21 protein-coding genes are annotated in these 21,097 nt (G+C 73.7%); 7 read left to right on the forward strand and 14 right to left on the reverse strand.

The window, feature by feature from the left end; all coding sequences use genetic code 11:
* The first annotated feature begins 27 nt into the window (after positions 1–27).
* Together ACFPK1_RS06980 and ACFPK1_RS06985 are read left to right on the forward strand one after the other, a co-directional pair.
* Positions 28–945: a fumarylacetoacetate hydrolase family protein gene (locus ACFPK1_RS06980; RefSeq protein ID WP_378020166.1), complete on the forward strand. Its 918-nt coding sequence runs from the start codon at positions 28–30 to the stop codon at positions 943–945.
* A complete protein-coding gene (locus ACFPK1_RS06985; protein WP_378020167.1) occupies positions 933–1,823 on the forward strand; it encodes a VOC family protein in 891 nt (296 codons plus the stop codon). The genes ACFPK1_RS06980 and ACFPK1_RS06985 overlap by 13 nt, the downstream gene beginning before the upstream one ends.
* Before the next feature lie 3 nt (positions 1,824–1,826).
* Here the strand turns inward: ACFPK1_RS06985 and ACFPK1_RS06990 are convergent, their stop codons facing one another.
* Genes ACFPK1_RS06990 through ACFPK1_RS07010 form a run of 5 tightly spaced genes read right to left on the reverse strand, consistent with a single transcriptional unit; the run spans position 1,827 to position 5,036 of the window.
* On the reverse strand, positions 1,827–2,579 hold the full coding sequence (locus ACFPK1_RS06990) for a GntR family transcriptional regulator (protein ID WP_378020168.1): 753 nt from the start codon (positions 2,577–2,579) through the stop codon (positions 1,827–1,829).
* A gap of 23 nt (positions 2,580–2,602) precedes the next feature.
* Complete coding sequence (locus ACFPK1_RS06995) at positions 2,603–3,247, reverse strand: class II aldolase/adducin family protein (RefSeq protein ID WP_378020169.1); 645 nt, start codon at positions 3,245–3,247, stop codon at positions 2,603–2,605.
* A complete protein-coding gene (locus ACFPK1_RS07000) occupies positions 3,247–3,648 on the reverse strand; it encodes a nuclear transport factor 2 family protein (RefSeq protein ID WP_378020170.1) in 402 nt (133 codons plus the stop codon). The genes ACFPK1_RS06995 and ACFPK1_RS07000 overlap by 1 nt, the downstream gene beginning before the upstream one ends.
* Before the next feature lie 18 nt (positions 3,649–3,666).
* Positions 3,667–4,146, reverse strand: a complete 480-nt coding sequence (locus ACFPK1_RS07005) for an SRPBCC family protein (RefSeq protein ID WP_378020171.1) — start codon at positions 4,144–4,146, stop codon at positions 3,667–3,669.
* The gene (locus tag ACFPK1_RS07010) at positions 4,143–5,036 is read right to left on the reverse strand and encodes a VOC family protein (protein ID WP_378020172.1); all 894 of its coding nucleotides are present in this window, start codon (positions 5,034–5,036) and stop codon (positions 4,143–4,145) included. The genes ACFPK1_RS07005 and ACFPK1_RS07010 overlap by 4 nt, the downstream gene beginning before the upstream one ends.
* Positions 5,037–5,145: 109 nt before the next feature.
* Between ACFPK1_RS07010 and ACFPK1_RS07015 the strand changes: the two genes are divergently transcribed.
* On the forward strand, positions 5,146–5,961 hold the full coding sequence (locus ACFPK1_RS07015) for an SDR family NAD(P)-dependent oxidoreductase (RefSeq protein WP_378020173.1): 816 nt from the start codon (positions 5,146–5,148) through the stop codon (positions 5,959–5,961).
* Positions 5,962–5,974: 13 nt separating this feature from the next.
* Here ACFPK1_RS07015 and ACFPK1_RS07020 read toward each other — a convergent pair whose 3' ends face one another.
* The 4 genes from ACFPK1_RS07020 to ACFPK1_RS07035 form a co-directional block, all read right to left on the reverse strand.
* On the reverse strand, positions 5,975–7,390 hold the full coding sequence (locus tag ACFPK1_RS07020) for a selenium-binding protein SBP56-related protein (RefSeq protein ID WP_378020174.1): 1,416 nt from the start codon (positions 7,388–7,390) through the stop codon (positions 5,975–5,977).
* A gap of 100 nt (positions 7,391–7,490) precedes the next feature.
* Complete coding sequence (locus tag ACFPK1_RS07025) at positions 7,491–8,342, reverse strand: class I SAM-dependent methyltransferase (protein WP_378020175.1); 852 nt, start codon at positions 8,340–8,342, stop codon at positions 7,491–7,493.
* On the reverse strand, positions 8,339–9,349 hold the full coding sequence (locus ACFPK1_RS07030) for a sigma-70 family RNA polymerase sigma factor (protein ID WP_378020176.1): 1,011 nt from the start codon (positions 9,347–9,349) through the stop codon (positions 8,339–8,341). The genes ACFPK1_RS07025 and ACFPK1_RS07030 overlap by 4 nt, the downstream gene beginning before the upstream one ends.
* Positions 9,346–10,140, reverse strand: coding sequence for a MerR family transcriptional regulator (locus tag ACFPK1_RS07035; protein WP_378020177.1), 795 nt, complete (start codon positions 10,138–10,140; stop codon positions 9,346–9,348). The genes ACFPK1_RS07030 and ACFPK1_RS07035 overlap by 4 nt, the downstream gene beginning before the upstream one ends.
* A gap of 167 nt (positions 10,141–10,307) precedes the next feature.
* Between ACFPK1_RS07035 and ACFPK1_RS07040 the strand changes: the two genes are divergently transcribed.
* Both ACFPK1_RS07040 and ACFPK1_RS07045 read left to right on the forward strand, forming a co-directional pair.
* Entirely contained in the window at positions 10,308–11,426 is a 1,119-nt protein-coding gene (locus ACFPK1_RS07040) for a ferredoxin reductase (RefSeq protein ID WP_378020178.1), read from the forward strand.
* A gap of 52 nt (positions 11,427–11,478) precedes the next feature.
* Complete coding sequence (locus ACFPK1_RS07045; RefSeq protein ID WP_378020179.1) at positions 11,479–12,696, forward strand: fatty acid desaturase family protein; 1,218 nt, start codon at positions 11,479–11,481, stop codon at positions 12,694–12,696.
* Between the two features lie 4 nt (positions 12,697–12,700).
* Here the strand turns inward: ACFPK1_RS07045 and ACFPK1_RS07050 are convergent, their stop codons facing one another.
* From ACFPK1_RS07050 to ACFPK1_RS07060, 3 genes are all read right to left on the reverse strand, one after another.
* The gene (locus ACFPK1_RS07050) at positions 12,701–13,993 is read right to left on the reverse strand and encodes an MSMEG_0569 family flavin-dependent oxidoreductase (RefSeq protein ID WP_378020180.1); all 1,293 of its coding nucleotides are present in this window, start codon (positions 13,991–13,993) and stop codon (positions 12,701–12,703) included.
* A gap of 99 nt (positions 13,994–14,092) precedes the next feature.
* Entirely contained in the window at positions 14,093–15,250 is a 1,158-nt protein-coding gene (locus ACFPK1_RS07055; RefSeq protein ID WP_378020181.1) for an LLM class flavin-dependent oxidoreductase, read from the reverse strand.
* A 2-nt stretch (positions 15,251–15,252) separates the two neighbouring features.
* Entirely contained in the window at positions 15,253–16,050 is a 798-nt protein-coding gene (locus ACFPK1_RS07060; protein ID WP_378020182.1) for an alpha/beta fold hydrolase, read from the reverse strand.
* Positions 16,051–16,169: 119 nt separating this feature from the next.
* On the opposite strand from ACFPK1_RS07060, the gene ACFPK1_RS07065 reads away from it, so the two are divergent.
* Positions 16,170–17,165, forward strand: a complete 996-nt coding sequence (locus tag ACFPK1_RS07065; RefSeq protein ID WP_378020183.1) for a helix-turn-helix transcriptional regulator — start codon at positions 16,170–16,172, stop codon at positions 17,163–17,165.
* Here the strand turns inward: ACFPK1_RS07065 and ACFPK1_RS07070 are convergent.
* Entirely contained in the window at positions 17,149–17,949 is an 801-nt protein-coding gene (locus ACFPK1_RS07070) for a class I SAM-dependent methyltransferase (RefSeq protein WP_378020184.1), read from the reverse strand. The two genes, ACFPK1_RS07065 and ACFPK1_RS07070, sit on opposite strands and share 17 nt — an antisense overlap.
* Before the next feature lie 20 nt (positions 17,950–17,969).
* Positions 17,970–18,803, reverse strand: coding sequence for an EamA family transporter (locus ACFPK1_RS07075; RefSeq protein ID WP_378020185.1), 834 nt, complete (start codon positions 18,801–18,803; stop codon positions 17,970–17,972).
* 459 nt (positions 18,804–19,262) lie between these two features.
* On the opposite strand from ACFPK1_RS07075, the gene ACFPK1_RS07080 reads away from it, so the two are divergent.
* Positions 19,263–21,020 (forward strand): HNH endonuclease signature motif containing protein, encoded by a 1,758-nt coding sequence (locus ACFPK1_RS07080; protein ID WP_378020186.1) that lies wholly within the window; start codon positions 19,263–19,265, stop codon positions 21,018–21,020.
* Positions 21,021–21,097: the final 77 nt, after the last annotated feature.

Here is a 21,097-nt window from a genome sequence, read left to right on the forward strand (position 1 = left end):
CCGACGGCTGGACGAGGAGGAGGACGCGTGCGCGAGCCGCCGTGGATGCTCGTCACCCACCACCAGGGTGACGTGTCGAAGGCCGAGGTCGGTGTGCGCGCCGGCGGCGTGATCCGCCGTGCCCCCGACGAGCTCGCCGGGCGCACGATGCTCGAGGTGCTGGGGGCGTGGGACGAGCTCGCGCCCGCGCTGCGCGGCCTCGACCCCGACCGGCTCGACCCGGTGCCCGGCGCGGTGCTGGCCGCCCCGCTGCTCCACCCGCGCAAGGTGCTCTGCGCCGGCGCCAACTACTACGCCCACCTCACCGAGATGGGCGTCGCGCGCCCCGAGGGCGACGTCGCGCCGTACTTCTTCTTCAAGCCGCCGACCACCTCGGTGATCGGACCCGACGACGCGATCGTGCTGCCCGACCGCGCCGGCCGGAAGATCGACTGGGAGGTCGAGCTCGCCGCGGTGATCGGCCGCCGCTGCGTCGACGTCCCGGTCGAACGGGCCTACGAGGTGGTCGCCGGCTGGACGATCGTCAACGACGTCACGTCCCGCGACCTGCTCGAACGCAGCGACGCGGTCGCCCCGCCGTTCGGGCACGACTGGGTCCTGGCCAAGGCCGGCGACACGTTCTGCCCGCTGGGGCCGGGGATCGTGCCGTCGTGGATGGTCGGCGACCCGCAGGACACCGCCCTGCGCCTGTCGGTCAACGGCGTCGTGAAGCAGGACTCGAGCACCACCGACATGGTGACCCCGATCGACCGGCTGATCGCCGCCGCGAGCCGCGCGGTGACCCTCGAGCCGGGCGACGTCATCGCCACCGGGACGCCGGCCGGCGTCGGCTTCCCGCGCGGCGACTTCCTCGCCCCGGGCGACGAGACCCTCGCCGAGATCGACGGGATCGGGGCGCTGCGCAACCACGTGATGGAGAGGGAGGACGTCTCATGGGCACGGTGAACGTCTCGAAGCTCGGCTACGTCGGCTTCGAGACCCCCGACGTCGAGCGTCTCGTCGAGTACTACACGAAGGTCCTGGACTTCGTGCTCGTCGAGGGCGACGGCCACGGGGCGTTCCTGACCACCGGCACCGACCACCACTGCGTGGTCGTGACCCGGGGCGAGGCGAAGGCGCGGCAGGTCGTCGGGTACGAGCTCTGGGAGGACCTCAACAGCGCCGAGGCGCGCCTCAAGGACGCCGGCTACGTCACCGAGCGGCGCAGCGACATCGGCCCGGGCACCCCGGACGTGCTGGTGCTCGACGAGCCGCTCACCGGCGTCGCCCTGCACCTGGTCACCGCGCAGGACCCCAGCGGCGTCCGGGGCTTCACCCCGCTGCGCCCCACCAAGCTCGGCCACGTCGCGGCCTACACCCCGCAGCTGGCCCCGATGCAGGACTTCTACCAGGACCTCCTCGGGTTCCGGTGGTCGGACACCGTCGGCGACTTCTTCGTGTTCATGCGCTGCAACGCCGACCACCACGCCGCCAACTTCATGGCCAGCCAGAAGTACTCGGGCATGCACCACGTGGCCTACGAGATGCGCGACCCGAACCATCTGATCTCGATGCTCGACCACCTCGCGCAGAAGCAGTACCGGCTGCACTGGGGTCCCGGGCGCCACGGGCCGGGCCACAACCTGTTCACCTACCACCGAGACCCCGACGGCAACGTCATCGAGCTGTTCACCCAGATCGACGTCGTGCACGACGAGGCCAAGGGCTACTGGGAACCGCGCCCCTGGCACGAGGAGTTCCCGATGTACCCGCGGACGTGGGAGGTCGACCTGGCGACGGTCAACCAGTGGGGGCCGATCGACCCGCCGTCACTGGATCACTGAGGTTCACCGACACCCATCCAGCAGCAGGGACAGCGCCGCGTCGACGCACGGCGTGCCGTGGCCCGGGGGCCTGGTGGACAGGCCGTTCACCACGCGCCGGGCCGTCCCCGCGAGGTGGTTCGCCATCGCCGCGACCGCCGCCGACCCGTCGCCGGTGCGCACCGCGTCGAAGATCGCCTGGTGCTCCTCTTGGCGCGCCGAGAAGTCGTTGCCGTGCTGGTTCTGGTCGAGGCGCACGTAGCGCTCGCTCTGCTCGGCGTAGGAGTTGATGGTGCGCAGCACGGTCGCGCCGCAGCGCCCGACGAGCAGGCGGTGGAAGCTGCGGTGGGCGACGGTCCAGCTCGCCATGTCGCCGGCGCGGTAGGTGCGCTCCATCTCGCGGAACGCGGCCGTGGCGCTGCGCAGCTCCTCGCGGCTCAGCGTGCCGGCGGTGAGCCGCGCCCCGAGCGACTCGAGGGTCACGCGGGCGGCGTAGAGCGAGTCGAGCTCCTCGGCGTCGAGCCCGACGACCCGGCTGCGCTGGTTGGGCTCGGCGGAGATGAGCCCCTCCTCCTGCAGCATCCGGAACGCCTCGCGCAGCGGCGTGCGCGACACCGCGAGCACCCGTGCCAGCTCGGCCTGCTTGAGCTGGGTGCCGGGCGGGAGGTCGCCGCTGATGATCAGGTCGCGCAGGTAGGTGTGGACGGTGACGCTCGTCTGGCGCGGGTCCGGGATCCGCAGCCCGTCCCGTCCCCCGAGGAGCTCGCCGATCGACACGGGGGGAGTGTATGCAGAAGTGCTCACGGCAGCCCGGCGAGGTGACGCCACAGCCGCTCCATCAGGGGCGGGGCGGCCCCGCGCCACGCGTCGATCTCGTCGTCGGTCAGCGCCCGCGGGCCGTGGCCGACGGTCGCCAGGGCCACCCGGCACGCCGCCTCGAGCAGCCACATCCGGGCCACCGCCGCCCCGGCGTCGGCGCCGACGGTGAGGGCGCCGTTGCCCCGCAGGAGCACGGCGTCCGCGTCGGCGAGGGTCTCCGCCGCGGCCTCGGCGCGCTCCCGGTCGCGCAGCAGCCTCGCGGCCCCGTGCACCGGCACCCGGCGACCCAGCCAGGACGCCTGCCCGTGCAGCGGGACCAGCTCGGTCGCGATCGCCGACGCGGCGAACGCCGACTCGGGCTGGGCGCGCGCCACGGCGCCGACGTCGGGGCGGGCGCGGTAGATCGCGAGGTGCGCCCAGGTCTCGGGGGCGGTGCCCGCCGGCAGCTCGTCGGCCGCGGCGTCGAGCGTCACCAGCGCGTCGGCGGTGACGTCGCCCGGGGCGATCGGCGGGGTGATCACCACGAGGTCCCCCACGCGGGCCGACACGTGCCCGAACGCGGTGACCAGGCCGTGCCGGGCCAGCGTCCGTGCGGCCAGCGCGACCTGCTCGCGCACCTCGGTCATCACGAGATGGTCGCAGCCTCCCGGGACTCCGTCTCCATCGCGGCGAACAGCGGCGCCAGGTCGATGTGGATGCGCAACGAGGTGACCTTGCCGGCGTCGTCGCGGTCGAGGATCGACACGCACGGCAGCGGCACGTGGGCGCCGCCCCGGGTCGTGTAGTGGGTGGTGACCTCGAGGATCGCCGTCTTCCCGTCGTTCTCGTCCCAGCGGTGGTGCACCTCGTGGCGCATCCCGCCGATCATCGCCCAGAACCCCTCGAACGCGTCGCGGATCGCCGCGATGCCGACCGTCGGCGGCTGGTTGCCGAAGACGACGACGGCGTCCTCGGCGTGGCGCGCGACGAACGGCTCGAGGCGCAGCGCGTCCACGTCGGCGTAGTAGTCGGTGACCCAATCGGACACGGTGGCTCCCGGGGTTGATCAGACGGACTGGGGTCGGACGGCAGCGCCGGCGGCGATCTTGCGGACGGCGTCGAGCGTGGCGGCGACCGCGCCGCGGTACATGCCGGTCATCTGGTCGGCGTGCGCCTGCTCGCCCGCGGACCCGCCCGGCTCGCCCGCCACGACCAGCGCGAAGCTGAAGCGCAGCGTGAGCTGATCGGGGTCGTCGCCCTCGATCTCGTTGGCGATCGTGCCCAGCACCGGTCCGGCGATGCGGGTGAACACGACCCGGTGCGGGTGCTCGAGCGTGATGCGCTCGGAGAACGCCCGGCCCTGGAGCACGATGTCGCGGTCGAAGACCGTCTCGCTGTACCGGGCGGTCACGGTGCAGTCGGTGATGGCCGGGACGAACGGCAGCGCGTTCTCCGCCTTGCGCACGAGCCCGTCCCACAGGGCGTCGCGGGTGATCAGCGGCTCGCCGGGCTCGTTCACGGGCAGGGCGTGGGTCACGAAGATCATGAGCGCAGGCCCTCCGGGACCAGCTGGGGTTGGGTCAGCGGCTTCTGCGTCGGGCCGAGCCACATGTCGATCGAGCCGGGCTCGGCCGGGTCGAAGAACCGGGGCCGCCACGCCGCCTCGTCGGTGATCCGGCGGACGCCGTAGGAGTACTCGTAGGTCAGGCCCTCGGGGCCGAGGAAGTACAGGAAGACCGCGCCCGACTGCGGGTGCCGGCCCGGGCCCATCTCGATCACGACGTCGTGGTCCTGCAGGTGGTGCCAGTTGCGGAAGACGTCGTCGAGCTCGGCGACCTGGAAGTTGACGTGGCACAGGCCCGGCCCGTCGCCCCGGAACACCGCGAGCTTGTGGTGGACCTCGTCGATGCGCATGAGGCAGGCCGCGTCGCCGATCCAGTCCGAGGCCCGCGCGTTGAACGTCGTCGACCAGAACCGGTGGGCCTCGGCGACGTCGGGGGCGTCGAGGCAGAGGTGGCCGAACTCGGTGATGCCCGCGCCCCGCCCGTGGCGCACCGGGCGCGCGAGCGTCTGCTGCCCGACGACCAGCTCGATGTGGTTGCCGAACGGGTCGTCGAACCCGACGAACTCGCCGACCCGCCGGGAGCGCGCCTCCTCGGGGGAGCCGCGGCGCACGGTGAACCCTCGGGTCTCGAGCTCGGTCTCCGCCAGCGCGAGCGCCCCGGGGTCGGCCACCGCGAAGGCCGAGGCGATGACGCCGCTCGCCCCCTCGACGAACGCCAGGCAGTGGTGACGGCCGTCGGCCCGCAGGTGGGCGACGCCGGGCTCCCCACCGTCGACGTGCTCCAGCCCGACCACGTCGGTCGCGAACCGGACGGCGCCGGCCAGGTCGGCCGCGCCGGAGCGGACGTAGGCGATGTCGACCAGCTCGATCACCCCCTCAGAGTGAATACAGTTACGGGTGATGTCAACCACGCCGACGGAGCAGCTCGGGACGCATCCGCACGCATTGACGCGCTCACCAAGGTGTGCACACTCTGGACCCATGAGCACCCTCCTGGCCGACGCCGCCCGCGCCCCCGCCCCGACGTCCGCGACGGGGGGACGACTCGCCGGCAAGCGGGTGCTGCTCACCGGCACGGCGGGCGGCCAGGGCGAGGCGGCGCAGGCGGCGTTCGTCCGCGAGGGCGCCCGCGTGGCCGGCTGCGACGTGCAGGACGGCGCCGCCGAGGGCACCGCGGCGGTGCTCGCCGCCGAGGGGTTCGACGTCGTCGGCAGCACCGTCGACCTCGCCGACCCGGCGGCCGCCGCGCGCTGGGTGGAGGAGAGCGCCGAGCGCCTCGGCGGCATCGACGTGCTCTACAACAACGCCGCCGGCGCCGGGTTCGCGCCCTTCGACGACATGTCGCTGGACCTCTGGCGCCACGTGCTCCACGTCGAGCTCGACATCGTCTTCCACACCACGTCGCCGGCCTGGCCGCACCTGCTGGCGAGCGGCAACGGCTCGATCATCAACACCGCCTCGATGTCAGGGCTGCGCGGCATCGCCCCCCTGGGCCAGGTCGCGCACTCGGCGGCCAAGGGCGGCGTCATCGCCATGACCCGCTCGCTCGCCGCCGAGGGCGCCGAGCGCGGGGTGCGCGCCAACGCGATCTCCCCGGGGTTCGTCACCTCGCCGGCCACCGACCGGTTCGTCGGCGAGGAGCTGCGGAACTTCCAGATGGGCATGCACCTCATCCGGCGTCCCGGCACCGGGATCGACGTCGCCGCGCTCGCGGTCTACCTGGCCTCGGACGAGTCGCTGTGGGTCACCGGCCAGAACATCTCGATCGACGGCGGGGTCACGGCCGGCTTCCGCTGAACCGCACGGTGCCTCAGCTCCGGTAGCAGTACGAGTCCGACGACGCGTCGCCGCCCTGGAGCCGCACCTGGTGCACGCGGCGGCCGCGGAACTCGTCGCCGTGCGGGAAGAAGCGCGGATCCGGGGTGAAGCCGCCGTCGGGCCACACGTCCAGCTTCGCCATCCAGGCGCCGACGCCGTCGGGGTAGAACTGGTCGTCCCACGCGCCGTAGAGCGAGTTCGTGACGTACACGCGGCGCCCGTCGCGGCTCACCTCGACCATCTGCGGGCCGCCCGCCAGCGGCTCGTCGGGCCGTCCGGGGTGCGGTCGGCGCGCGACGATCCCGCCGAGCCGGAGCGAGCCGACCTCGCGCGGGTGCGCCGGGTCGCTGACGTCGTACTGCTTGAGCTCGCCGGTGCCCCAGCAGGAGACGTAGAGGAAGTGGTCGTCGACCGAGAGGTCGATGTCGGTGACGAGCGGGGGGACGGCCCCGAACGGGGCCAGCGCGGGCGGGAGCAGCGAGGGGTCGGCGGGCTCGGCGGGGATCGTGATGACCTTGTCCAGCTCCCACGGGCCGCCGGGGTCGTCGCGGTGCCAGCGCCACACCGAGGCGGAGAGGTCGGCGGTCGAGATGACCACGCCGACGAAGCCCCAGGTGGCCTCGGGGTCGTGGGAGGGGCGGATCTCGAGCACCATCTGGTGCTCGGCGCCGAGGTCGATGCTCTGCTGGTGCACGCCCTTCGCGAGGTCCCAGAAGTGCAGGTGGTGGCCGTAGTCCCCGCCGAGGAGGCGCTCGGGCACCAGGCCGTCCTCGATCATCGACGGCGTGCCCCACTCGCTGGAGACCAGCACGTTCTGGTTGAGGTGCCACCAGGCGTCGTAGGCCAGCCGCTGCGGTCCGCGGTCGGTCTCCCAGGGGCCGACGACCTCGAACGTCGTGTGGTCGAGCAGTGCGACCCCGCCGGGCCCGTCCGGGTCCTCGAGCGGGCCGCCGACGCAGGTCAGGAAGATGCCCTCGGGTCCGCAGTGCAGGGTGTGCGGGCGGGAGTAGCCGGCCTTCGCCGACAGCTCGGCGGCGTCGATCGTCTTGACGACCTGCGGGGCGCGCGGGTCGGGGTGGGTGTCGAGGACGTGGACGTCGGAGGACCGCAGGCCCGGCACGAGCAGGTAGCGCCGGGAGAGGCCGTCCGTGTCGTGGCCCTCGTGCTGCAGGGCGCTGCTGCAGGCGTTCCAGCCGAAGTGGTGCAGCTCCGCGCCGGCGGGGAGCTCGGTCCAGCCGACGACGTGCCCGTACCGCGGCGAGCGCGAGTCGACGTCGACCACCGCCATCGCGTCCGGGAGCGTCCCGGCCCGGTCGAACGCGGCGACGTACGCGAGCTGCTCGGGCGGCGCGGCGGCGGCGTCCGCGGGCGAGCGGTAGAAGGTCGGGTCGGTGGTCGGCGAGGTCATCGGACGCCCCCCGGGTGTCGGCGGTGGAACAGTCCAGCGTCACAGCCGCGCGGACCGGGTCCAAGGCGTCGTCCGCCGTAGCGCGGAGGCCCGTCCGGCGTCAGGGGCGCCGGGCCCGCACGATCCAGGTGGCCGAGTCGTAGGTGACGCCGTCGGCGCCCTCGTGGGCCGCGACGTCGGCCCGCAGGGCGGTGAGGATGCGGTCGCGGGTCTCCGGGCGCAGGTCGCCCAGGAGGCCGGACTGCAGGTCGGCGACGAAGCCGAACGCGTCGTCGACGTCGGCGCCGTAGTACATCGGCGCCCGGTGGGCGGTGACGCTGACGTCGGCCAGGCCCGCGGCGCGCAGGACGCGGTGGATGCGGGCGGGCTCGCTCAGCGAGAGCGGGCCCGGGGCGTCGGTCGGCGGGGAGTTGCGCACGCCCGCGACCGAGAGGAACGAGCGCATCCACTCCTGGTGCTCGATGCCCCGCCAGGTCAGCAGGACGACCCGCCCGCCGCGGCGCAGGCCGGCGGCGAGGTTGGTGAAGGCCGCGACGGGATCGGCGAAGAACATGCTCCCGTGCCGGCTCACGACCACGTCGAGCTCGGCGGGCGGGAACGGGTGCACCTGCGCGTCCGCCTCCCGGAACGCGACGTTGCGCACCCCGGCCTCGACGGCCCGGCGGCGCGCGACCGCGAGGAGCCCGGCGGCGATGTCCACGCCGGTGACCGGGCCGTCGACCGCCGCGCGGGCCGCGTCGAGGGAGGTCCGCCCGGCGCCGCAGCCGACGTCGAGGACGGCCTCGGCCGGCGCGATCTCCGCGGCGTCGAGGAACGCCGTGTGGTGCGCGGCCACCCCGGCGTCGAAGCGGTCCGCCCACGTCGTCCAGATCGTGCCCGTCGGGCCGTTCCAGGCCTCGTGCTGGGCGTGGTTGCCGGCGTCGTCACCGGCGTCGTCGCCGGGAGTGCTCACGGGAGCTCCGGCGGCAGCCCGAACGCGGCGTGGTGCTCCGCGCCGATGAACGAGGTCACGGCGGCGATCCGGTCGTCGCGCAGGGTCAGCACGTCGATCGACCACGGCCGGTGCGGCGCGCCGGCGGGCGCGTCGGGCGGGCGCAGGTAGGACGCCACGGCGACCTGGCCGTTGGCGACGACCTCGAGGTGGCGCCACGACCCGCAGCTGCCGCTGACCGGGACGGCGCGCGCGAACGCCTCGACGTCCGCGATCCCCGCGTACCACCGGCCCATCGGCGGCATCGACCACGTGACGTCCTCGGTGAGCAGCGCGACCAGCGCGTCGGCGTCACCCCGTTCGAGCGCCGAGGAGTAGCCGGCGACGACCGACCGCAGCCGGGCGTCGTCGATCTCGCGCAGCGTGCGCTGCTGGCTGACCGCCGGCACCTTCTCCGCGACCAGCTTGCGGGCCCGCTGCAGCGCCGAGTTCACCGACGCCGTCGAGGTGTCCATGGCGGTCGCTATCTCCGCGGCCGAGAAGCCGAGCACCTCGAACAGCACGAGCGCCGCGCGCTGGTTGCCCGGCAGGTGCTGCAGCGCGGCGACGAACGCGAGCTCCACGGCCTCGCGCTCCTCGGCGCGCGCGCCGGGCTCGTCCGGGTAGGGGCCGAGCCAGGCCACCTCGGTGAGCGGCACGTCGTCGGTCACGATCCGGTCGCTCGCCGCGTGGAGGTCCATCGGCAGCGCGCGGCGTCCCCGCGCGTCGACGAGGTCGAGGCACACCCGCGTGGCGACCGTGTGGAGCCAGGTGCGCAGCGAGCTGCGGCCCTCGAAGCCCGCCAGCTTCCGCCACGCCCGCACGAGGGTGTCCTGCAGCGCGTCGTCGGCGTCGTGCGACGAGCCCAGCATCCGGTAGCAGTGCGCGTGCAGCTCCCGGCGCAGCGGCGCGACGAGGCGGCCGAACGCGACGTCGTCGCCCGCCCGGGCGGACGCGAGATCCGTGTCGGGCACCGTCGTCTCGCTCACCGGTCCGAGTCTGCCGCAGCCGCGGCGTCCCGGGGGCCACCCTGCTCGAAGGCGTCGGAGACCTCCTCGAGGAAGAGCGAGATGGCGGCCGGCATCGACTCCCGGAACGTGGCGAGCAGCGCCTGCGCGGCGACCGGCTGGAGCGCGCCGACGACGTCGCGCACCTGCTGGGCGCGGTCGGCGGGCAGCCCGTCGCCGACGTAGTCCGCCCAGACGGTGCGGCGGAACAGGTCGACGAAGCGCGCGGTGACGGCACCGACGTGCGTGGTCAGCTCCTCGCGCATGACGACGAGATCCGCGGCCGGCATACCCAGGCGCACGGCCTCGGCACCGGCCCGGATCAGGCCCGGGTTCGGGACGCGGATGCGCCCGCCCTCGAGGTGCACCACGAGGCCGGCGGCCACGAGGGCGCGCCACGTCTCGCCGCTGACGTCCACCCCGAGCCAGCCCGGCAGCTCCGTCTCGGCCAGCTCCAGCGCGGGCTCCGGTGCCCAGGGCGCGAGCATGTGGAGGTACTGCGCCAGCGCCTCCTCCGCCGACTGTCGCGGGGTCGACGCGACCAGCCGCTCGATCGCCGCCAGCGCGAAACCCTGCTCCTGCAGCTGCGTGATCAGCTCGAGGCGGGCCAGGTGCTCGGTGCCGTAGTAGCCGGTGCGCCCGTGCAGGCGCGGCGGCGGGAGCAGGCCCCGGGCGGCGTGGGCGCGGACGTTGCGCACCGTCATGCCGGCACGACGGGCGAGGACGTCGACCGTCATGTCGTGCGCCGAGTGTCCGGCTTCCCCCGTCTCCACCACTCCCCACGCTAGCGACCACCGTTCGTGACATCGTCAGGCGACATATGACACGTGATCGTGTTTCATCCCTCGCGTGGCGGGTCATACAGAGGCAACGGGCGAGTAACTGTGACGCACGGTTCCTGGTACTTCAGGTACCGTGTAGCGTGGCGGAGGTGAGCGACGTGAGCGATGGGCAGACCCCCGGCCGACTCCCCCGCGGTGTGCGCCGTCTGCGCAAGGTGGCGAGCCGCTTCACCACACCCCTGCTCCCCGACGACTACCTCTCGCTGATCAACCCCTTGTGGTCGGCCCGCGAGCTGCGCGGCAAGGTCGTCAAGGTCGTGCCCGAGACCGAGGACGCGGTCACCCTCGTCATCAAGCCCGGCTGGGGCTGGTCGTTCGACCACCAGGCCGGCCAGTACGTGGGCATCGCCGTCTCGGTGGACGGACGCTTCCACTGGCGGTCGTACTCGCTGACCTCGCCGCCCCGGAAGGACCAGGGGCATCTGTCGGTGACGGTCAAGGCCATGCCCGAGGGCTTCCTGTCCAAGCACCTCGTCGAGGGGCTCGAGCCCGGCACCATCGTGCGGCTCGCGCCGCCCAGCGGCGAGTTCGTGCTGCCCGACCCGCCGCCGAAGAAGATCCTCTTCCTCACCGGCGGCAGCGGCGTCACCCCGATCATCGCGATGCTGCGCACGCTCGACCGCCGCGGCACCATGCCCGACGTCCTCGTCGCGCACTCGGCGCCGGACGCCGACAGCCTGATCTTCTCCGACGAGCTCGACCAGCTCGCCGAGAAGCACGAGAACCTGCGCGTGCACAAGCAGTACACCCGCACCGACGGCCACCTCGACCTCGACAACCTCGCCGACCTCTGCCCCGACTGGCAGGAGCGCCAGACCTGGGTGTGCGGGCCGAACGCGCTGCTCGACGACGCCGAGCGCGTCTTCACCGACGCCGGCCTCTCCGACCAGCTGCACGTCGAGCGCTTCTCGGTCGACCTCGCGGGCGGCGAGGCCGAGGGCGGCACCGTGACGTTCAAGCAGTCGGGGGTGGACGTCGAGATCGACGGCGCCACCACCCTCCTCGAGGCGGGCGAGCAGGCCGGCCTGCAGCTCCCGTTCGGCTGCCGCATGGGTATCTGCCACACCTGCGTCGTCCCGCTGCGACAAGGCGTCGTCCGCGACCTGCGCGACGGCACCGAGCACCGCGCCGACGGCAGCGGCGGCGCCGACTGGGACGCCGTGAAGGTCCAGACGTGCATCGGCGCCGCCGCCGGTGACGTCGTGCTCGACATCTGATCCTCGACACACGCAGACATCCGAGACCCGATCCCGTCGGAAGGAAGACCCCATGGCCATCGCCGACGTCAAGGAGTTCGCCCACCTCACCGAGGCGGACGTGGAGGCCCTCGGCCGCGAGTTCGACCAGATCCGCGCCGACTTCGAGGAGAAGCGCGGCGACGAGGACGCCGCCTACATCCGCCGTCTGATCACCATCCAGCGTCGGCTCAACGTCGCCGCCCGCGCGATGCTGTTCGGCAGCCACCGCCGCGAGCTGTGGTGGGCGGGCGCGCTGACGCTGTCCGTGGCCAAGATCCTCGAGAACATGGAGATCGGCCACAACGTCATGCACGGCCAGTTCGACTGGATGAACGACCCGGAGATCCACTCGGCGACGTGGGAGTGGGACAACGTCTGCCCGGCCGACCAGTGGAAGCACTCCCACAACTACCTGCACCACACCTATACGAACGTCATCGGCAAGGACAAGGACGTCGGGTACGAGATCCTGCGCGTCCGCTCCGACCAGCCGTGGCACCCGTACTACCTGACCCAGCCCGTCGTGAACGCGATGCTGATGCTGGCGTTCGAGTACGGCGTGTCGCTCCACGACCTCGACATCGACGGCCTGGTCAAGTGGCAGCTCGAGGACCCCGAGGAGTTCAAGAGGAAGTTCCGCGGGATCCTCGTCAAGCAGGCCCGCCAGATCGGCAAGGACTACATCCTCTTCCCGGCGCTCACGGGCAAGAACTTCGTCCCGACGGCGACCGCCAACCTGACGGCGAACCTCATCCGCAACGTCTGGTCGTACGCGATCATCTTCTGCGGGCACTTCCCCGACGGCGCCGAGGTGTTCACCGAGGAGGAGCTGGAGAACGAGACGCAGGGCGAGTGGTACCTGCGCCAGCTGCTCGGCTCGGCGAACTTCACCGGCAACCGCCTGATGCACATCATGTCGGGCAGCCTCGGCTACCAGATCGAGCACCACCTGTACCCGGACCTGCCGTGCAACCGGTACCCGGAGATCCAGGAGCGCGTCCTCGCGCTGTGCGAGAAGTATGAGCTGCCCTACACCACGGGGTCGTTCCCGCGGCAGTTCTGGCAGGCCACGCGCTCGATCTGGCGCCTGTCGCTGCCGGCGAAGAAGCTCCGCGAGGCCTCGGAGCGCCGTCAGGCCCGGGGGCTCCCGCGCAGCGCGGGCGTGGTGCGCGCCGAGGGCGAGCACGCCCCGTCGACGCCGCAGACCGCGCCGGCGCCGGCGAACACCCCGAAGCACCCCGGGACGTAAGCCCTCACGAGCCCAGCGCGAGGACGTTGCAGACGTCCCCGCGCGGGCCGGTGCCGGTGAGTCCGCGCTGCGAGCGGATGCGCTCGGCGAGGTACTCGGCGTCCCGTCCGACGCCGGAGAAGCGGCCCGACCCCCACGTCCACAGCCACGGCAGCCCGAGGAAGTACAGCCCGGGCGAGCTGGTCACCCCACGGCTGTGGGCGGGGGCGCCGCGGCCGGTGAACACCGGCACGTCGATCCACCGGAAGTCCTGGCGGAAGCCGATGCACCACACGACCGACGTGATGCCGCTCGTGGCGAGGTCGAGCTCGAGGGTCTCGCCGTCCGGGCGCCACACCGGCGTGTAGCGCGCCTCGACGGGGGCGTCGACCCCGTGGCGGGCGATGTGGGCGTCGATCGTGTCCTTGATCGACTCGGAGACCTCGTCGGCGTGGTCGAGGCGCTCGGTGAGGTCCGGCTTGAAGTGCAGGACGCCGTCGCGGTGGTCGGTGAGCAGGCCGTAGAGCGCCATGCCGTCGCGCGCGTGCGCTCGCAGGTCGATGTCGCGGCCGCCGTCGCGCCCGGTCACGTAGTGGTTGGCCTGCGCCCGGACCGCCTCGCGGCGCGGGTGCTCGGTGACGGGCATGTCGTAGTAGCCCATCTCGGCGAGCCAGTCGGTGACGTCGCGACCGCGGTAGAACCGCGCCACCCGCGGGGCGTCGCCGACCACGAGGTGGACCGCCCGGCCCTCGAGGTGCAGGTCCTCGGCGATCTGGGCGCCGGACTGCCCGCTGCCCACCACCAGGACCTCGCCGGGCGGCAGCGCTGCGCCGGACCGGTAGTCCTGCGACTGGACCTGCGTGATCGTCTCGGGCAGCGGCTGGGACAGGGGCGGGGTGATCGGCGTGTGGTAGCCGCCGGTGGCCACGACGACCTGGTCGGCGGTCAGCTCGCCGGCGCCGGTCGCCAGCCGGTAGGTGCCCCGCTCGTCGCGGGTGACGCGGGTGACCTCGACGCCCTCGACGACCGGCGGGTCGACGAACGCCCGGTACGCCTCGAGGTACTCGACGATCTGGTCGCGCACCATGAAGCCGTGCGGGTCGTCGCCCGCGTAGGGGAAGTCGGGCAGCTGGCACTGCCAGTTCGGCGTGACCAGGCTGAACGAGTTCCAGCGGTAGGTCTTCCAGGAGTGCGCGACCTCGGCACGCTCGAGCACCACGTGGTCGATCCCGCGCCGGCCGAGGCACCGGCTCATCGACAGCCCCGCCTGCCCGCCGCCCACGACGACGACCGGCCAGTGCCCGCCCGACAACTCCATGCTCGCTCCCCGCGTCGCTCGGCTTCCTCCTCACGATCGGCGGGGTCGGTTGCGGGACGATTGCCTCCGGACTGCGCGCTCGTTGCCGCGTGTAACGGGTCAGGACGGCACGGTCACCGGGGCCTTCTTGAGCTCCGGGATGACCTCCCGGGCGAAGATCTCGGTGTTGCGCCGCACCATGTCCGCCGGCATCGCGCCGATGGTCAGCATGGCCATGAGCTGGCCGAACCCGAGCTCGTCGCGCAGCTCGCCGAGCCGGTTGCGGACCTGCTCGGGCCCGCCGACGACGACGTACCCGTGCTCGAGGAGCTCGTCGTAGGACAGCTCCGGGTAGGCCTTGAGGTTCGCCTTGAGCAGCCCGCGCATCGCCGCCGCGCTCATGTACCCGGGCGGGAAGACGATCTCGAGGCCCTGCCGCAGGCCCCGGTGGAAGAGCCACTCGACGTACTGGCGCGCCTCGCGGTGGGCCGACGCGTCGTCCTCGCCGACGAACACCGGCAGCGCCATCCCGATCTTCTCGGGCTCCGGGACGTAGCCGAGGTCGGCGGCCGCGGCCCGGTAGCCGTCGAACCAGGTCTTCACCACGCGGGTCGGCGCGTAGACCGAGACGTAGGTGTAGTGGTTCTCGGCGACCCAGCGCATCGTCTCCGGGCTGCCCGCGCCCGGCACCGCGATCGGCGGGTGCGGCTGCTGCAGCGGGCGGGGCCAGATGTTGACGTAGCGGTACTCGTAGTGCTCGCCGTACCAGCTGAACGGGCCCGGCTCGGTCCACGCCTTCTTGATCAGGTCGTGCGCCTCGTTGAAGCGGGACCGCGAGTCGGCGGGGTTGATGCTGTGCCCGAAGTGCTCCCAGCCGATGCCGCGCACGAAGCCCGACAGGAGCCGGCCCTTCGTCAGGTGGTCGAGCATCGCGATCTCCTCGGCCACCCGCAGCGGGTTGCCGCGCAGGGGGATCGCGTTGCCCAGCACCATGATCGTCGCCCGGCTCGTCCGGCGGGCCAGCGCCGCGGCCATGATGTTCGGCGAGGGCATCGTCCCGTAGGCCGACTGGTGGTGCTCGTTCACCACGACGCCGTCGAAGCCCACCGACTCCGCGTACTCGAGCTCGTCGAGGTAGCGGTGGTAGAGGTCGACGCCGATCGCCGGGTCGAAGTGGGCGTTGGAGAACGTCAGCGACGGCGACGGGTACTTCTCGACGTCGTCGAAGTCGTCGGGCAGGTACGGGTAGGGCATCAGGTGGAAGAAATTGACCTTCATGTTCAGCTCCCCAGGTGCTCGACGACGGCGGCGGTGACCTCGGCGGGCCGCTCGCCGTGCAGGGCGTGCCCGCAGTCCTCGACGACCTGCATCCGGGCGTGCGGGATGCGCGCGGCGTAGCGCTCGGCGTGCGCGCGGGGGACCAGGCGGTCCTCGCCCGCGGCGAGCACGAGGGTCGGCGCGGTGATGCGGTGCAGGCGGCGCTCGAGCTTCGGGTCGTTGAGGAACGGGTGCCAGCCGAAGCGGGCGAGGGCGCCGAGGTCGCGGTAGGTGGCGAGGATCTGGTCGGTGGTCGGTTCCGCCGACAGCGCCGCGGTCACCAGGGCCTCGTCGTGGAACAGCGCGCGCATCAGCTGCGGCGGGTTCATGAGGAACAGGTCCGCGATCGGCGCCTCGGGGATCCGCAGGCCGACCGCCGCCCCGAGCACGAGGCGCCGGACGCGCTCGGGGGAGTGCATCGCGAGCTCGGCGGCCACCCAGCCGCCGAAGGACACGCCCACGACGTCGACCCGGTCGAGGCCGAGGCCGTCGAGCAGGTCGAGGTAGTGGTAGACGAGGTCGTCGACGGTGTGCAGCTCGGGGAGGTCGTCGGACAGGCCGAACCCGGGGTGGTCGGGGGCGACGAGGTCGCCGACGCCGGCGAGCCCCAGCTGCAGCGGGCCCCACTCGTTCGCGCCGCCCGCGGAGTGCAGCAGCAGCACCGGGTGCCCCTGCCCCGCGCGGCGGTACGCGATCTCGCCGCTGCCGGCGTCGCGCTTCCGGATGGCGGGTGTGGAGGGGTCGACGTCGGTGACGGTCATGGATCCTCCTGTCAGGATGTGAGTGCGGACACTAGGAAGTGCGCCGCGTCCGGCACGATCCGCTGACCGCCGTCGTCGGCCGGTTCCTGCAGCGGATCCCTCTCTGGCGGGGAGCAGGGATGTCAGTCGCGTTCACCGAGGACCTGGCGCGCCCCGAGCTCGGCGCCGACACCGTCGACGTCCGCACCGCGCGCCCCGCGGAGGCGCGGTCGCGGACGATGGAGTTCCTCGGGTGCGGGCACACGATGACCGTCGACGACCACGTCGAGGACTTCGACGCCGCGGTGTCGTGGCGGCGCGTCGGCGGGGTCGGCGTGCTGCGGTCGCGCTACCGCGCGCCCGTGACGGTCACCTGCACCCCGCCGATCCCGTGGGTGACGATCAGCTTCGTCCCGCGCGGGGCGGTCTCCTTCGCGGCCTCCGGGCGCAGCGTCGTCGGCGACCGGGCGCGCGGCGTCGTCCTCGACTACGCCGAGCGCGTCGACATGCGGTGGCGCCCGGGGACCGAGCAGTTCATGGTCGCGATGGAGCGCGAGCGCCTCGAGCGCGGCCTGCGGGGCCTCGTCGAGGACGTCCCCGACACGCCGCTGGTGTTCGAGCCGGGGCTGGACGTCGACGGCGGCGGGCGCGCCGTGATCGGGGCGGTGGCGAGCCTGCGGGCGCTGCTCGCGCACTCGCCGGGGCAGGTCCCGGCGGTGCTGGCGGGGGAGGTCGAGCACGCCGTGGTCACCGCGCTGCTGCTGGGCACGCGCCACAACCACCGCGAGCGGATCTTCCGCCGGTCCCCGCCCGCCCCGCGGCGGGTGCTGCGCCGGGTGCTCGACCTCGTCGAGTCCGCCCACCACAGCACGCTCACCGTCGCCGACCTCGCCGCCTGCGCCGGCACCAGCGAGCGGGCCCTGCACGCCGCCTTCCGCCGCGAGCTGGGCACCACGCCCATGGGCTACCTGCGGGGCCGGCGCCTCGAGGCCGCGCGCGAGGACCTGCTCGCCGCCGAGCCCGGCGAGGGTGTCGCGGCGGTCGCGATGCGTCACGGGTTCTCGCACCTCGGCCGGTTCGCCGCCGCGTACCGGGCGCGGTTCGGGGAGACGCCCTCGTCTACGTTGCGTCGCTAGCCCGGCGGATCAGCACCTCGCCGTGAGGGATGCTGAACCAGCCGTCGGGGTGGGCGGCCCACGTGCGCCAGGCCTCGGCGATGTCCGCGAGCTCGTCCCGCGTCGCGAAGCCGCCGTCGACGGCGCGCTCGGCGATGGTCGAGGCGACGATGCGCTCCGCCCACTGCCCGCCCCACCAGGCACGGTCGTCGGGCGTCGCGAACGACCAGATCGACGCGCTCGGGGTCACGTGGGCGGCGCCCGCCGCGTGCGCCCACGCCAGCAGGCGGCGGCCCGCGTCGGGCTCGGTGCCGTGGGCGTGCGCGACACCCCGGTAGATCGCGAGCCAGCGGTCGAGACGCGGGTCGTGCGGCCACAGGGCGATGGCGGCGTAGTCGCACTCGCGGGCGGCGACGAGCCCGCCGGGGCGGACGACACGCAGCATCTCCCGGAGCGCGGCGACGGGGTCGGTGAGGTGGAGCAGGACCTGGTGGACGTGCACGACGTCGAAGGGGCCGTCGGGGAGGTCGTACGCGTCCCCCGTGACGAAGCGGACGTTGTCGACGCCCGCCGCGTGTGCGCGGGCCTTCGTCAGCGTCGCGTCGTCGATGTCGACGCCGACCACCTCGCCGGGCGCCACCCGCCGGGCGAGGTCCACGGTGATCGTCCCCGAGCCGCAGCCCACGTCGAGCACCCGCGCGCCGGCCTCGAGGTGCGGGGCGAGGTGGGCGGCCGAGTTGGCGACCGTCCGCCACGTCTGGGACGCCAGCACGCTCGCCGCGTGACCCTGGCTGTAGGCGGTCATGGTCGTCGGGACGCTACGCCTCAGAGGTCGACCAGCACGATCCCGAGGGCGACGACCGCCGCGGAGATCGCCCGGCCGCGACCGAGGCGCTCGCCGAGGAAGACCGCGCCGATGAGGGCCCCGAAGACGATGCTGGTCTCGCGGAGCGCGGCGACCGCGGCGGTGGCCCCGCTGGTCTGCGCGACGAGCACCAGCCCGTACGCCGCGAGGGACACCACGCCGCCGCCGAGCCCGGCGAGCACGACGCCCCGGCGTTGCGTCAGCAGGCCCCGTCCGCGTCGTGCCGCGGCGACGAGCGGCATCACGGGGCCCTGGAGCAGGAACATCCACGCCGCGTAGACCGGCACCGGCGTCGTGCTCACCGCCGTGGCGTCGACGACCGTGTAGGTGGCGATGCTGACGCCCGTGGCCAGCGCCGCCCCGAGGGCGGGGAGCGTGGCGCGCGAGAGCCGCCCGCCGTCGAGGGCGAGGCTCAGCAGGCCGAGCGAGACGACGCCGATCCCGACCAGCTGCAGCGCCGGCACGTCCTCGCCGCGCGCGATCTCGACCAGCGCGACCACCCACGGCGCCGTGCCGCGCGCCACGGGGTAGACCTGGCTGAACTCGCCGAGCTGGTAGCTCCACCAGAGCAGCAGCGTGTAGACGACGTGGACCGCCGCCGAGGCGAGGATCGCGGGCCACGCCGCGGCCGGCGGCAGCCCGAGCACCAGCGCGGCACCGCCGCCGATGACGACGTACGTCGTGCCGATGAGGGCGAACCCCACGAGACGGTCGGGCACGCCGTGCGCGACGGCGTTCCACGTCGCGTGCAGGACCGCGGCGAGCAGGGTGAGGGCAGTGATGGCGGGTGTCACCGAGGAGGCTCCCTGGTGTCGCTGCCCGTCCGGAGGCGGGCACGTCGAACAGGAGCCCTCGGGGCTTCTCTCCCGTCAGGTGTCGACCGGCCCGGACCGTGGGTCGGGGGCGGCCGTGGCGCCGCTCGGTCCAGACCCCGGCCGTCCCTGGTTGTGGGCTGGGCGACGGGAGGCGGGCGGAACCCTAGGCGCAACCACGTGCTGGCCCGGACCCTAACGCCGATCGGCGCACCCTGCTCGGGGGTCGCCCGTCGGCCGACGCCGATCGACACCGCGGATGGCCGTCGAGGTGCCCACCGCTCTCCAGTCGAGACCAACTGGCCTCGACGCCCACTCCCACCGAGCGCCGCGAGTGAGCGCCCGGCGGTCACCGCCGGCACCGCGCCGCCATCTCCTCCAACGCGGGCCGCTCTCGGCGGTGACACCCGCGGAGACGTTGTGACTGGTATCATCGAACACGTGTTCGACAGTGGATGGACGGCGGTGGCCGAGGAGCCACGTCCCTCCGCTGCGCCCCTCTGGTCGGAGTGGGCCCCGGGGCCCGAGCTGGCGGCGGCCCTGGAGGCCTCCGAGCCCGTCGACCTCGCCGTCGACGAGGGCTACGACGCGGCCGAGCGGCTCGCCGGGTACGAGGCGCTCGTCAACTGGGCGACCGGCCGGCTCCACCGCGAGACGGCGGAGTACCTGCAGGCGCGACAGGCGCGGGTCCGCGGCGCCGGGCGGGGCGAGCTGGTGTCCGAGTCCGTGGCGATGGAGGTCGCCACCCTGGCGCGCGTCGCCCCGCGCACCGGCGAGATCCGGCTCTTCCAGGCCGAGGCCCTGGTCGACCGCCTGCCCCGCACCCTTGCGGCGCTCGAGGAGGGGCTGATCTCGCTGGGGCACGCGCGGGTGCTGCTCGAGCAGACCGAGACCTGCGACCCGGAGACGGCCCGGATGGTCGACGCCGAGCTCTGGTCGCGGCCCCACCGCGACCGCACGCCGACCCAGCTGCGCGACCTCGTGCGACGCATCATCACCCGCCTCGCCCCGGACATGATCCGACGCCGGCCCGAGCAGGCGGAGAAGAAGCGCGGGCTGCGCTACTGGTCCGACGACCACGGCGCCACCGGCGTGCTCCAGCTCCGCCTGCCCGCCGACGAGGCCCGCGGGGTCTACAGCGTCGTCGACGCCATCGCGCGTCGTGCGGGCGACGCCCCGGACGGCGCGCCGCGCGACATGGAGCAGAAGCGCGGCGACACCGCCCGCGATCTCCTTCTCGACGGTGCCATTGCGTCCGGCGCCCTCGGCGACGGCGCGTGCCACGGGGGAGATCCGGGAGACCAGGGCAGGGAGGACGGGGCGGGCGACCCGGCCGACGACCCGAGCGGCGGGGAGACGGCCGGCGGGGACGCGGCCGACGGGGACGCGACCGCCGGCGACACGACCGCCGGCGACACGACCGCCGGCGACACGACCGCCGGCGACACGACCGCCGGCGACACGACCGCCGGCGACACGACCGGCGAGAACCCCGAGGACCCCGATGACGCGCGCGACCCGGTGCGCGGTGTGCGGCGACGGGTGCGGTCGCCGGTACGCACCGAGGTGCGGGTGACGATCGGGTGGGACGTGCTGGCCGGGTTCTCCGACCGCCCTGGCGAGCTGGAGGGCCACGGCCCGATCCCCGCGGCCATGGCGCGGCGCCGGGCGAGCCATCCCGAGGCGTGGTGGCGGCGCCTGCTCACCGACCCCGTCACCGGCACCGCGTCACATCTCGACGCCCGGCGCTACCGACCACCCGCCGCGATGCAGGACCTCGTGCGCGCCCGCGACATGACGTGCGCGGCGCCCGGCTGCCGGGTGCCCGCGTCGCGCTGCGACCTCGACCACGTCGCGCCCTACGAGCACCACCGCCCCGGCGGCGGCGCCGGGCCGACGCGCGCCGACAAGCTCAAGCCCGCCTGCCGGCGACATCACCGGGTGAAGACCCACGGGGAGTGGTCGGCGGCGCTCGCTCCCGACCCGGATGGCGGCGGCGCGCCGGTGATCGTCTGGACCTCCCCGTCCGGTCATCGTTGGTCGGTGCGCTCGCCCGAGCTCGATCCGCCCTGGTGGGAGCGGGCCGACGCTGACAGCACCTGTCATGATCAGGACGACTGGCCCCGCGACATCGACTCGTGGCGACGCCGCGAGGCCCACCCACCTCCCGGTGACCCGTGGCGACGGCGCGCCGTGTGACCCCGGCCCGGCGGGCGATCTTCTTCCCGCTCGCCGGGAGTCGCGCTGCGGACCGGGCCCGCCGCGGGCGAGGCTGG

Source organism: Actinomycetospora rhizophila, from assembly GCF_042657905.1.
Lineage (GTDB): Bacteria > Actinomycetota > Actinomycetes > Mycobacteriales > Pseudonocardiaceae > Actinomycetospora > Actinomycetospora rhizophila.